The 11,768-nt window shown below is 61.7% G+C and carries 12 protein-coding genes; 5 read left to right on the top strand and 7 right to left on the bottom strand.

The window, feature by feature from the left end; translation table 11 throughout:
• Positions 1 to 17: 17 nt before the first annotated feature.
• The 4 genes from FJW08_RS02460 to FJW08_RS02475 all read left to right on the top strand — a co-directional run bounded on the left by FJW08_RS02460 (position 18) and on the right by FJW08_RS02475 (position 3,006).
• A complete protein-coding gene (locus FJW08_RS02460; RefSeq protein ID WP_140808884.1) occupies positions 18 to 482 on the top strand; it encodes a GNAT family N-acetyltransferase in 465 nt (154 codons plus the stop codon).
• A gap of 28 nt (positions 483 to 510) precedes the next feature.
• Positions 511 to 1,317, top strand: a complete 807-nt coding sequence (locus FJW08_RS02465) for a DUF72 domain-containing protein (RefSeq protein ID WP_140808565.1) — start codon at positions 511 to 513, stop codon at positions 1,315 to 1,317.
• 161 nt (positions 1,318 to 1,478) lie between these two features.
• Positions 1,479 to 1,739 carry a hypothetical protein gene (locus FJW08_RS02470; protein WP_140808567.1) on the top strand — a complete coding sequence of 87 codons (261 nt, stop codon included), beginning with the start codon at positions 1,479 to 1,481 and terminating at the stop codon, positions 1,737 to 1,739.
• Positions 1,740 to 1,854: 115 nt separating this feature from the next.
• The gene (locus tag FJW08_RS02475; RefSeq protein WP_140808569.1) at positions 1,855 to 3,006 is read left to right on the top strand and encodes a GGDEF domain-containing protein; all 1,152 of its coding nucleotides are present in this window, start codon (positions 1,855 to 1,857) and stop codon (positions 3,004 to 3,006) included.
• Between the two features lie 48 nt (positions 3,007 to 3,054).
• On the opposite strand, the gene FJW08_RS02480 is transcribed toward FJW08_RS02475, so the two are convergent.
• From FJW08_RS02480 to urtA, 6 genes are all read right to left on the bottom strand, one after another.
• On the bottom strand, positions 3,055 to 3,231 hold the full coding sequence (locus FJW08_RS02480) for a hypothetical protein (RefSeq protein ID WP_084636783.1): 177 nt from the start codon (positions 3,229 to 3,231) through the stop codon (positions 3,055 to 3,057).
• A gap of 262 nt (positions 3,232 to 3,493) precedes the next feature.
• Positions 3,494 to 4,189, bottom strand: a complete 696-nt coding sequence (gene urtE, locus FJW08_RS02485) for an urea ABC transporter ATP-binding subunit UrtE (protein ID WP_140808571.1) — start codon at positions 4,187 to 4,189, stop codon at positions 3,494 to 3,496.
• A gap of 69 nt (positions 4,190 to 4,258) precedes the next feature.
• On the bottom strand, positions 4,259 to 5,005 hold the full coding sequence (urtD, locus tag FJW08_RS02490; RefSeq protein WP_140808573.1) for an urea ABC transporter ATP-binding protein UrtD: 747 nt from the start codon (positions 5,003 to 5,005) through the stop codon (positions 4,259 to 4,261).
• A gap of 6 nt (positions 5,006 to 5,011) precedes the next feature.
• Positions 5,012 to 6,247, bottom strand: coding sequence for an urea ABC transporter permease subunit UrtC (gene urtC / locus FJW08_RS02495; protein WP_140808575.1), 1,236 nt, complete (start codon positions 6,245 to 6,247; stop codon positions 5,012 to 5,014).
• Positions 6,244 to 7,860, bottom strand: coding sequence for an urea ABC transporter permease subunit UrtB (gene urtB / locus FJW08_RS02500; RefSeq protein WP_140808577.1), 1,617 nt, complete (start codon positions 7,858 to 7,860; stop codon positions 6,244 to 6,246). Before urtB ends, urtC begins: the two co-directional genes overlap by 4 nt.
• 117 nt (positions 7,861 to 7,977) lie before the next feature.
• Entirely contained in the window at positions 7,978 to 9,288 is a 1,311-nt protein-coding gene (urtA, locus tag FJW08_RS02505) for an urea ABC transporter substrate-binding protein (protein WP_140808579.1), read from the bottom strand.
• A gap of 312 nt (positions 9,289 to 9,600) precedes the next feature.
• On the opposite strand from urtA, the gene FJW08_RS02510 reads away from it, so the two are divergent.
• Entirely contained in the window at positions 9,601 to 10,008 is a 408-nt protein-coding gene (locus FJW08_RS02510) for a hypothetical protein (RefSeq protein ID WP_140757540.1), read from the top strand.
• Positions 10,009 to 10,177: 169 nt separating this feature from the next.
• On the opposite strand, the gene FJW08_RS02515 is transcribed toward FJW08_RS02510, so the two are convergent.
• Positions 10,178 to 11,749 (bottom strand): GMC family oxidoreductase, encoded by a 1,572-nt coding sequence (locus tag FJW08_RS02515; RefSeq protein ID WP_140808581.1) that lies wholly within the window; start codon positions 11,747 to 11,749, stop codon positions 10,178 to 10,180.
• Positions 11,750 to 11,768 lie beyond the last annotated feature (19 nt).

Below are 11,768 nucleotides of genomic sequence, written 5' to 3' on the forward strand. Positions count from 1 at the left end.
TCCAGAGCCGCTTTGGCATGAGGCTTGCCCGTCCCGAAGATCTCGCCGCGATCGTCGCGCTGACGCAAGCGGCCTATGCTCCCTACAATGCGATACTCGACGCGCCACCGATCCCGGTTACCGAGGACTACGCGCCACGCATCGCCCAAGGCGAAGTCTGGCTTCTGGAAAGTGGCGACGCGCTTGCCGGACTGATCACACTGGAGCGCCATTCCGATCACGTGATGATCTTCAGCGTCGCCGTCTCCCCTGCTTTTCAGGGCAAAAAACTCGGCATAGCGCTGCTCGATCACGCGGATGAACAGGCGCGTCTGTGGGGTTTGCCGGAGGTGCGGCTCTACACCAACGCCAAGATGGAGCGGAACATCGCGCTCTATCTCGCCTATGGTTTTCACGAAACGGGTCGCCGGCCCAACCCCTATCGGCCAGGGTGGATACTGGTCGACATGGCCAAACCCGTCGGAAGGCCCAGCGCGGCCTGATCGCTTTGAGAAATCTGGGAGGACGACAATGAGCACATCGGGAACAATCCGCGCCGGCATGGGCGGCTGGACCTTCGAGCCCTGGGACACGTCCTTCTATCCCGAAAAACTGTCGAAGGCGAAGCAACTGCAATATGCCACCCGGCAGGTGCCGAGCATCGAGGTCAACGGCACCTATTATTCGAGCTTCAAGGAGCCGACCTTCGTCAAATGGGCCAACGAGGCGCCGGACGGTTTCGTCTATTCGCTGAAAGGCAACCGCTTCGTCACCAACAGACGCGTGCTGGGCGAAGCCGGCGAATCGATGATGCGTTTCCTGGGTTCCGGCGTTGCAGCACTCGGCGACAAGCTCGGGCCGATCCTGTGGCAGTTCGCGCCGACCAAGAAGTTCGATCCGGACGATTTCGAAGCGTTTCTGAAATTGCTGCCGGAAAAACAGGACGGCGTCGCGCTGCGCCACGCGCTCGAGGTCCGCAACGACAGCTTCATCGTGCCGGAATTCGCCGCGCTCGCGCGCAAATACAAGGCGGCGATCGTCTATGCCGACCACGCCAAATATCCTGACATCGCCGATATCACTGGCGATTTCGTCTATGCGCGGCTGCAGACCGGCAGCGACGACAATCCCGATTGCTACACGCCAAAGGGCCTCGACGAGTGGGCAGAGCGCGCAAAAATCTGGGCGGAAGGCAAGCAGCCGGCCGATCTGCGGCGCGCCGACCCCGCCACCGACGCCCCGGTCGAGCCGCGCGACGTCTTCGTCTACTTCATCACCGAGGGAAAGGTGCGCGCACCCTTCGGGGCGATGGCGCTGATGAAGCGTGTGGCCGATTAAGCCGATTAAAGTGGCAAGCTTGCGCCGCGGCCATGTCTTTTGTCGCGACTTCGAGGTCGGGTGTTGCTGCGTGTTCGGAACCTGCGGGGCAGCTTGACCGTTTTGCCTATCTCGCCGAGAGCCGGTTTCCACGGCGGCCGGGTGGGCAAAAGCGAGGAGAGATGGCTATCATCCTCATCGGAGCGCTGCTGACTATAGGCGGCCTTGTGTACATGGCGGTTGCCGCCCTGAGGCGCGGCCAGTTGAGCGGCGGCTCGGTGGCTGTGGGCTCGGATCAACCGAAGCCAAACCTGGCAATGACGGGTCCGACGCTTGAGCCACCCCGGCGTGGCCTTCGCTTCCTGGGCCTCTCGCAACATTGGCCGGGTTTGCTGATGATGGCGATCGGCATCATCATGCTGTTGTCGGTGGCAATTCTCTGACACAGAGAAATCCTTGGCGTTCTCGGCCCATCGTAACCTTATCGACACTTCCTTGCCGCATGAATGTGCCGACGCCAAGCCGCAGAGCTGGGACCGCCGGCAGGGAAAGAGAGGCATGTCGCTCGACTACACTTCGCTTCTGCTGGCCGTCGGGTTCTCCGCCGCTTGCCTCAGCCTCACATTGTTTGGCATGTGGCTGACCGCCCGCACGGAAAAATTCCTGCTGACATGGGCGATCAGTCTGGTGTTCGTGGTCGGCGATATCTTCATCTATGACGCCTATATCGAGATGCCGGGACGCCTGCTCGGCATCGCCACCTCGGCGTTCCTGCTGATCGGCTTTTCGGCCATGCTGGGTGCTGCCTATCAGTTCCGAACCGGCGGCTCGCCATTGCCACGGGCGCTGTGGGGTTGCGTTTCCTTGGCGATAGCGTTGCCTCCCATGGGTTTGGGCTATGATGGCCTCGGCTTCATGTTCGAGAACATGTTCGCCGCCTTGCTCCTGTTTGCCACGGCGTTCGAATATTGGAGAGGCCGCGATGAGGCACCCGCCCTGACGATCGGCATCATCGCGCTCTATTCGGCCACGGCCACGTCCTTCGCGCTCTGCGCCATGGTTCTTGCCTGGGATGGCGAACTGGTGCTCGGACACGCACCAAGCAACTGGGCCGAGGAGCTAAGCCTCATCGTGGTTATCGCCAGCATGACGGGTATTGGCGCGCTTTCGCTTGCCCTCAACCAGGGGCGTCTGGCGCGGCACCACCACCGCAACGCCCTGACGGATTCCTTGACCGGCCTGCTCAACCGGCGCGCTCTGTTCGAGATGCACGGCGACGTCCCGGTCGGCGCCTTTACCGCGGTGGTCGTCTTCGACCTCGACAATTTCAAAGCCATCAACGACGAATTCGGCCACGCGGCGGGCGATGAAGTGCTGAAGGTGTTCGCCAGGGAACTCGCTGGCAATCTTCGCCAGACCGACGTCGCCGCGCGCATGGGCGGCGAAGAATTCGCACTGGTACTGAAGCGCACGCTGCCGGAAACGGTCGAGGAATCGGCAGAGCGCATCCGGGCCGTGTTCGCGACGCGGCAGATAGAAACCGAAAACGGCTCGCTGAGCTGCACGGTTAGCGCCGGTTTTGCGTTTGGCAGCAAGGAAGGGCTCAGCTTCGACAAGGTGCTCAACGCCGCCGACAAGGCGCTCTACGACGCCAAGCGAGGCGGTCGCAACCGCGTCGTGACCGCCTCTCCCTTCCGGCGCGCGAGCTGATCACGCGTACATGCCGAGCCTGTGATTGTTGGATAGCGGAGGCCGCCCTTAGGCCGCCATGACGATTTCATTGAAGGCATCGAGGTCGACGTAGAAGACCTTGGTGATCTCCTCGATCAGATCGTCGTAGTCGCAGCCCTGTGACCTCAAGATATTGATGGCGGCGATGATGTCGACGCGTTCGGTAAGCCGCCGCTTCTGGTAGTCCTCGACGTAACGTTCCATGGCTGTCCCTTAGCCTGTGTGCCCAAACGCGTTTGAACGACAATCAGATCGGGAAGCTAGGAAGCCTTGCTTGCGTGGAACTTGCAGAACCTTCGCCGCGCCTCGATCTGCGATAACCAGACTGATACGGAAACGGCCGACTCACAAAGCCTGGAAAAGACTAGCATGCGATATTGCATGTGCCAGAGACGCAGATGATGGACGGAAGAAATATTGGACTTGCCAAGAACTTGAAATCTTCAAATGAAGTTCAGTGCCGATTCTAGACCGTGAGGAATTTGCGAACATCAGCCCGGTCTAAATCTTCCGCCGGGCCGGTGTGGACGATCTGGCCGCGATCCATGATGTTGACCTCGTCGGCGAGTTCGCGGCAGAAGTCGAGATACTGTTCGACCAGCAGCACGGCGATGCCGGCCTGGTCGCGCAGATAGCGTATGGCGCGGCCGATATCCTTGATGACAGAGGGCTGGATGCCTTCGGTCGGCTCATCGAGCACCAGCAGCTTCGGCCGCATTACCAGCGCCCTGCCGATGGCCAACTGCTGCTGTTGACCGCCGGAAAGATCGCCGCCACGGCGGCCAAGCATCTGCCTCAGCACCGGAAACAGCTCGAAGACATGCGCCGGCACGTTGCGGTCGGCGCGCCTCAAGGGGGCGAAGCCGGATTCGAGGTTTTCCCCTACGCTGAGCAGCGGAAAGATCTCCCTGCCCTGCGGCACGAATGCGATGCCCGACCGGGCGCGGTCATACGCCGCGCTCCGGTCGAGCGCCTTCCCCTCGAAGGCAACGCTTCCGCTCGTCAGCCGGTGGTGGCCGACGATCGATCTCATCAAACTGGTCTTGCCGACGCCGTTGCGGCCGAGCACGCAGGTGATCTTGCCCGCACCCGCCTTCAGCGACACGCCACGCAGCGCCTGGGCGGCGCCATAGTGGAGCGTGGCATTGGAAACTTCGAGCATGTCAGCGCCTTCTCCAGAACCGGAGGAACGACATGTCGAAGTGATGGAATTGCACCCGCCAGATCATGCTCATCTTCCCAGATAGACTTCGACGACGCGCTCGTCGGCCGAGACGAAATCGAGCGTCCCTTCGGAGAGCACCGAGCCTTCATGCAGGCAGGTCACCTTCACGCCGAGTTCGCGCACGAAGTGCATGTCGTGCTCGACGACGATGACCGAATGGTCGTGGGCGATATCCCTGAGCAGCCGCGCGGTTTCCTCGGTCTCGGCATCGGTCATGCCGGCGACCGGCTCGTCGACCAGAAGCAGCTTCGGGTCCTGCGCCAGCAGCATACCGATCTCGAGCCATTGTTTCTGGCCGTGGCTGAGATTGGCGGCGAGCTCGCGGCGTTTGTCACCCAACCGGACGATGCCGAGAATCTCATCGATCCGCCGCGCCTCGGCGGCCGATTGGCGGTGAAACAGCGCCGGGAAGATCGAACGCGGCCCCTTCAGCGCCAGCATCAGGTTGTCTTCAACGCTGTGGCTTTCGAAGACGGTCGGCTTCTGGAATTTGCGGCCGATGCCCATCATGGCAATCTCGGCCTCGTCATGCCTGGTGAGGTCCACCTGGCCGTCGAAGAATACTTCGCCTTCGTCGGGCCGTGTCTTGCCGGTGACGATGTCCATCATTGTCGTCTTGCCGGCGCCGTTGGGACCGATGATGGCGCGCATCTCGCCCTTGTCGAGCACCAGCGACAGATTGTTGATGGCGCGAAAGCCGTCGAAGGAGACCGAGACGCCGTCGAGATAGAGGATGGTGTTGGATTTGCTCATGGCCGCTTACTCCGCCGCCTGCGGTTCGGGGGCGGACCAGGACCATTCGCCCGGATTTCGCGCCGGCGAGCGAGCGGGCTTGGACGTCGCGGACGCGATCCCAACCTCGGTGCCGGCTTCTTCAGCGACGGAGGCCGCACGCAACGCCCTGGCATTGCCGCGCCAGCTGTCCCACATGCCGATGATGCCCTTCGGCAGGAGCAAGGTGACGGCGACGAACAGGCCGCCGAGTGCAAACAACCAGAATTCCGGCAGCACGCCGGTGAACCAGGATTTGCCGGCATTGACCAGCAACGCGCCGATGATCGGTCCGACAATGGTGCCCCGCCCGCCGACCGCCGCCCAGATCACCACCTCGATGGAGTTGGACGGCTCGAACTCGCCGGGATTGATGATGCCGACCTGCGGCACGTAAAGCGCGCCGGCAATGCCGGCCATGACAGCCGAGACGGTGAAGGCAAACAGTTTTACGTTCTCCGCCCGCCAGCCGAGGAAGCGCGTGCGGCTCTCGGCGTCGCGCACGGCCATCAGCAGCTTGCCGTATTTGGAGCCGATGATCGCCCAGGTGATGAAGACGGCGAGCGCGAGCATGATGGCGCTGGCGGCGAACAGCACCGAACGGGTCGCATCGGCTTGCACGTTGAAGCCCAGAATATCCTTGAAATCGGTGAGCCCGTTGTTGCCGCCGAAACCCATATCGTTGCGGAAGAAGGCAAGCAGCAGCGCATAGGTCATCGCCTGGGTGATGATCGAGAGATAGACGCCGGTGACACGGCTGCGGAAAGCGAACCAGCCGAAGATGAAGGCAAGCAGGCCGGGCACTGCCAGCACCATGAGGCCGGCGAACCAGAAATGGTCGAAGCCGGTCCAGAACCAGGGCAATTCCTTGTAGTTCAGGAACACCATGAAATCGGGCAGGATCGGGTTGCCATAGACGCCGCGCGAGCCGATCTGGCGCATCAGATACATTCCCATCGCATAGCCGCCGAGCGCGAAAAACGCGCCGTGGCCGAGCGAGAGGATGCCGCAATACCCCCAGACTAGGTCGAGCGAGAGCGCCAGCAGCGCATAGCAGAGATATTTGCCGGTCAGCGCCACGATGTAGGACGGCACGTAGAAGGCGCTGGTCGGCGAAACGGCCAGGTTGAGCAGCGGCACGATGACGGCCACCGCCAGCAGGACGAAAATGGTGATGGCGATGCGGCGGTCAGCGCCCGCGGCGAAGAAGCGTCCTGACATCATGCTTCCACCGCCCTGCCCTTGAGCGCGAACAGGCCGCGCGGGCGCTTCTGGATGAACAGGATGATCAGCACCAGGACGACGATCTTGCCGAGCACGGCGCCGGCATAGGGCTCGAGAACCTTGTTGACGATGCCCAGCGAAAAGGCGCCGACCAACGTGCCCCAGAGATTGCCGACACCGCCGAAGACGACGACCATGAAGCTGTCGATGATGTAGCCGCGGCCGAGATTGGGCGAGACATTGTCGATCTGGCTGAGCGCGACGCCGGCAATGCCGGCAATTCCCGATCCCAGCGCGAAAGTCAGCGCGTCGACCCATGGCGTCCTGATGCCCATCGAGGCGGCCATGCGCCGGTTGGCGGTGACGGCGCGCATCTGCAAACCCCAGGGCGTGCGCTTCATCACGTAGAGCAACATGCCGAACACCGTGAGCGCGAACACCAGAATCCACAGACGGTTCCAGGTGATGGCCAGTTGTCCGATGTCGAATGAGCCGGACATCCAGGACGGATTGCCGACCTCCTGGTTGGTGGGTCCGAAGATCGAGCGCACCATCTGCTGCAGGATAAGCGAGACGCCCCAGGTCGCCAGCAGCGTCTCCAGCGGCCGGCCGTAGAGGAAGCGGATCACACCGCGTTCTATGATGAGACCGACGAACGCCGCAACCAGGAAGGCAAGCGGCAGCGCAATCACCAGCGACCAGTCGAACAATGCGGGAAAGGATGTCCGGATCACCTGCTGGACGACGAAGGTCGTGTAGGCGCCAAGCATCACCATCTCGCCATGTGCCATGTTGATGACGCCCATGACGCCGAACGTGATGGCAAGACCGATTGCGGCCAGCAGCAAGACCGACCCCAGCGAAATCCCGTACCAGATGTTCTGGCCGGCATCCCACAAGGCCAGCGTCGAATTGATACTGGCGATCGCAGCCGTCGCCGCGTCCTTGACGGTGCCGGACGCATTGGCTTCGACCGAGGTGAGCAGCGAAACCGCGTCGCGGTCGCCACGCGCACCGATCGAGGCGACTGCGGCGAGTTTGTCGGCCTCAGGCCTATCGGAAACAAGCACCGAGGCCGCACGGGCCTGTTCTAGAAGGGCCTTGACGCTGGCCACGGTCTCGCTGGCGATCGCCGTGTCGAGCGGCCCGATATTTGCGGCATCGGGCGTCTTGAACATGGTGTCGGCCGCGGCCAACCGCACAGCCGGATCCTTGGCGCCAAGCGTCAACGTGCCCAGCGCGTCGCGGATGACACGGCGCAATGTATTGTTGACCTTGATCTTGGCAACGTCGTCCTTGGCAGCCTCGCCCGATGCATCGCTGCTGAGCGGATCGAAAAGCTGGACGCTTTCGCCGGTTTCCTTGCCGACGAAGACCAGGGAATCGGTCTTGCGGACATAGAGGTTGCCGTCGGCGAGTGCCGAGAGCGGGCGTTCGACGGTCGGATCGCCGGTAGCCGCCAGTTCATGGACGACAGCTCCGGTCTCCGAAAAACCCTTGGCCGTCGCGAATTTGGCGATGATGGCGCGCAGATCGGCTTCGCCTGCCCCCGACGACGACAGCGTCGCCAGCAGGAACAACAGCGTCAGGCCAATCGTGCGGATCAAGGTCATCGGCTTCCGTGAACCCTTGGAGGCTTGAAATGGGGCGTCCGGACGATGGAGGAAACCGTCCGGACGCGCGCGGTCTTGGGCATGGGCCCGAAGGCCCAGCCGGTAGACCTGGGAGGATCAGTTCGTTCCCTTGCCGCCGCACTTGCCGGTGGCAACATTGAAGTTGCCGCAGGACAGAGGCTTGCGCCAATCGGAGATCAGGTCCTTGGAGTCGGGCAGGTAATCCGACCATTCGTCGCCCATCACCAGGCCCGGCGTGCGCGAAACCGTTTCGAACTGGCCGTCGGCCTGGATTTCGCCGATCAGCACCGGCTTGGTGATGTGATGGTTCGGCATCATCGTCGAGTAGCCGCCGGTCAGGTTCGGCACAGAAACGCCGATCATGGCGTCGATGACTTTGTCCGGATCGGTGGTGCCGGCCTTCTCGACCGCCTTCACCCACATGTTGAAGCCGATATAATGGGCTTCCATCGGGTCGTTTGTGGTGCGCTTGTCGTTCTTGATGAACTTGTGCCAGTCGGCGATGAACTTCTTGTTCTCGGGCGTATCGACGCTCTCGAAATAGTTCCAGGCGGCGAGATGGCCGACCAGGGGGGCGGTGTCGAGACCGGCCAGTTCTTCCTCGCCGACCGAGAAGGCCATGACCGGGATGTCCTCGGCCTTGATGCCCTGGTTGCCGAGTTCCTTGTAGAACGGCACGTTGGCATCGCCATTGACGGTCGAGACAACGGCGGTCTTCTTGCCGGCCGAGCCGAATTTCTTGATCGCCGAGACTTCGGTCTGCCAGTCGGAGAAGCCGAACGGCGTATAGTTGACCATGATGTCTTCAGCCGCGACGCCCTTGGCTTTCAGATAGGCTTCGAGAATCTTGTTGGTGGTGCGTGGATAGACGTAGTCGGTGCCTTCGAGCACCCAGCGCTTCACCGAACCGCCATCCTCGCTCATCAGGTAATCGACCGCCGGAATGGCCTGCTGGTTCGGCGCGGCACCCGTGTAGAAGACATTGCGCTCGCTCTCCTCGCCCTCGTACTGGACGGGGTAGAACAGGATGTTGTCGAGCTCCGAGAACACCGGCAGCACCGATTTGCGCGACACCGAAGTCCAGCAGCCGAACACCGCCGCGACCTTGTCCTTCGAGATCAGCTCGCGCGCCTTTTCGGCGAACAGCGGCCAGTTGGAAGCCGGATCGACGACGACAGCTTCGAGCTTCTTGCCGAGCAGCCCGCCCTTGGCGTTCTGCTCGTCGATGAGCATCAGCATGGCGTCCTTAAGCGTCGTCTCCGAAATCGCCATCGTGCCCGACAGCGAATGGAGAATGCCGACCTTGATCGTGTCGTCGGCAGCCCTGGCCGGAGCGGACATCATCAGACCGGCGGCAACCACGCTCGCCGAGAACATTTTTGTTATTGTCGAGAAATTACCCCTCATTGCGGAAGACTCCCAAGCTGGTTGATTGCACCGCAACACTACGATGCAACCCCCATGCCAACCGCTGTGGGTATCCCGAAATGCGAAAATAGGCGAACATTGTCAGTGGGTTATTATATTAGATTGAACACAATAAAGAGAGCCGGTTAAGAATTGGCTGAGGGAATTTTGCGCAGCACACAGGCATTTGCCTAAATTTTGCCCAAATTGATCAAGTGCCTAGTTTTTGATCTCGACAAACAGATCGCAGACAGCGGATGTTGCGGCACGGAACGGAAATAGGGCAAGCTCGCGTTTCAACCGAGCAACGTCATGGCATCCCTGATTTCCCGCACTTTTATTGGCACAGTGCTTCTGGCGGCGGCAACCGGGGCGGCGCGGGCCGATTTCAGCGACGGCAAGATGCCCGACGGCACCTATCACTGCGAAGTCTACCTGCTCGGCATGTTCCTCAATCTCGGCGACATCACCATCAAGGGAAACATCTATACAGGCCCCGTCACCTTCGGTACCGCCCAACAGGCTTACAATTACCAGATGGACGCAAACGGTGTGATCTCCTGGCTGGGTCCACTGGGCGGCTACACTACTGGCGGCAACGCGCTCTCGATGACCCAGGCCACGCTGGACGGCGAGAGCCCGCCCTCCTTCGACATCATCATGAAGCAGCCCGATGGTGCCTTCACCGCCTCGACCTGCACCCGGGGAGGCAATCAGTAGGTCTTCCCTTGCAACGGCACCGCCTCGGTGCGGTCTGCAACCCTGCCCGTCTTATCACGTCATTTGGATGTTGCCGCAACGACCGCCGGCCGGTCGGAGCCTGAGGCCGCGAACAACAAAAAATGGCGCGGAACCCGGTCAGGTTCCGCACCAGCAGGCAGTCGGGAGGTCAGATGGTTTTCGCCGACATTTGCGCAGCGATGTAATCGGCCTGGCGGATCGCCAGCGACACGATTGTGAGGGTCGGATTCTCGGCGGCACCCGTGGTGAACTGGCTGCCGTCCGACACGAACAGGTTCTTGATGTCGTGCGTCTGGCCATGCTTGTTGACGACGCCGTCGGCCGCCTTCTCGCTCATCCGGTTTGTGCCGAGATTGTGGGTCGAGGGATAGGGTGGCGTCGGGAAGGTGCGCGTGGCGCCGACCGCATCGTAAAGCGCCGAGGCCTGCTTGTAGGCATGGTTGCGCATCGCCGTGTCGTTGGGATGGTCGTCGAAATGCACATCGGCGATCGGCATGCCGTGCTCGTCCTTCTCGTCGGCATGCAGTGTGATGCGGTTCTCTTCGCGCGGCATGTCCTCGCCGACGATCCACAGGCCGGCCATGTGGTCGTAGTGGTCGAGTGCGGTGGTGAACGACCTACCCCAGCTGCCTGGGTCGAGGAAGGCAGCCATGAACGGCAGCCCGAGCGAAAGCGTCTCGAACTCGTAACCGCCGACGAACCCTCGCGATGGATCATGGCGAGCCTCGTCGCGGATGATACCGGCCATGGTGGTGCCGCGATACATGTGCACCGGCTTGTCGAAGATCGCATAGACCGATCCCGTCGTATGACGCATGTAGTTCTTGCCTACCTGCCCCGACGAATTGGCAAGGCCGTGCGGGAACTTGGCCGATTGCGAATTGAGCAGCAGGCGCGGGCTCTCGATCGAGTTGCCGGCGACGGCGACGATGCGGGCCTTCTGTTCCTGCAGCTTGCCGTCCTTGTCCGCATAGACGACGCCGGTGACCTTTCCCGAGGCGTCATGGTTGATCTTGATCGCCATCGCGTTCGGCCGGACTTCGAGATGGCCTGTCGCCTCGCCCTTGGGGATTTCGGTATAGAGCGTCGACCATTTGGCGCCCCATTTGCAGCCTTGAAAGCAGAAGCCGGTCTGCTGGCAGGAATTGCGGTCATCGCGTTCGACCGAATTGATCGCCATGTTGCCGGTATGGCACTCCTTGTAGCCGAGCTTGTCGGCACCAGCCTTCAGCACCTTGAAATTGTTGTTGCCCGGCAGCCGCGGCCAGTCATTGGTGCCGGTGACGCCCATCTTGGCCTCCGCCTTGGCGTAGTAGGGCTCCATTTCGGCGAGCGTCACCGGCCAATCCAGAAGATTGGCGCCGTCCAGCTTGCCGTAGGTCGACAGCGTCTTGAACTCATGCTCCTGGAAGCGCAGCGAAGCGCCCGCCCAGTGGGTGGTCGAGCCGCCGACAGATTTGACGATCCAGGCCGGCAGGTTGGGAAAATCCTTGGCCACGCGCCAGTCGCCGGATGTGGTGCGCTTGTCGGTCCAGGCGAGCTGGGCGAACGAATCCCACTCGTCGTTGATGAAGTCCTCATATTCATGGCGGGCGCCGGCCTCGAGGATGACGACGTCGATGCCCTTCTGCGCCAGTTCGTTGCCGAGCGTGCCGCCGCCGGCGCCGGAGCCGATGATGACGACCACGCCATCGTTTTTCAGGTCAAATGCTGCTGCCATGGTTTCCTCCCATGAAATC

Source organism: Mesorhizobium sp. B3-2-1 (genome assembly GCF_006439515.1).
Lineage (GTDB): Bacteria > Pseudomonadota > Alphaproteobacteria > Rhizobiales > Rhizobiaceae > Mesorhizobium.

Excerpts from the sequence above, each read along its gene's own strand:
- urtA (WP_140808579.1), bottom strand. The coding sequence starts at position 9,288 with ATGAGGGGTAATTTCTCGACAATAACAAAAATGTTCTCGGCGAGCGTG.
- FJW08_RS02510 (WP_140757540.1), top strand. The coding sequence starts at position 9,601 with ATGGCATCCCTGATTTCCCGCACTTTTATTGGCACAGTGCTTCTGGCG.
- FJW08_RS02460 (WP_140808884.1), top strand. The coding sequence starts at position 18 with ATGAGGCTTGCCCGTCCCGAAGATCTCGCCGCGATCGTCGCGCTGACG.
- FJW08_RS02475 (WP_140808569.1), top strand. The coding sequence starts at position 1,855 with ATGTCGCTCGACTACACTTCGCTTCTGCTGGCCGTCGGGTTCTCCGCC.
- urtB (WP_140808577.1), bottom strand. The coding sequence starts at position 7,860 with ATGACCTTGATCCGCACGATTGGCCTGACGCTGTTGTTCCTGCTGGCG.
- FJW08_RS02465 (WP_140808565.1), top strand. The coding sequence starts at position 511 with ATGAGCACATCGGGAACAATCCGCGCCGGCATGGGCGGCTGGACCTTC.
- urtD (WP_140808573.1), bottom strand. The coding sequence starts at position 5,005 with ATGAGCAAATCCAACACCATCCTCTATCTCGACGGCGTCTCGGTCTCC.
- FJW08_RS02515 (WP_140808581.1), bottom strand. The coding sequence starts at position 11,749 with ATGGCAGCAGCATTTGACCTGAAAAACGATGGCGTGGTCGTCATCATC.
- urtE (WP_140808571.1), bottom strand. The coding sequence starts at position 4,189 with ATGCTCGAAGTTTCCAATGCCACGCTCCACTATGGCGCCGCCCAGGCG.
- FJW08_RS02480 (WP_084636783.1), bottom strand. The coding sequence starts at position 3,231 with ATGGAACGTTACGTCGAGGACTACCAGAAGCGGCGGCTTACCGAACGC.
- urtC (WP_140808575.1), bottom strand. The coding sequence starts at position 6,247 with ATGATGTCAGGACGCTTCTTCGCCGCGGGCGCTGACCGCCGCATCGCC.
- FJW08_RS02470 (WP_140808567.1), top strand. The coding sequence starts at position 1,479 with ATGGCTATCATCCTCATCGGAGCGCTGCTGACTATAGGCGGCCTTGTG.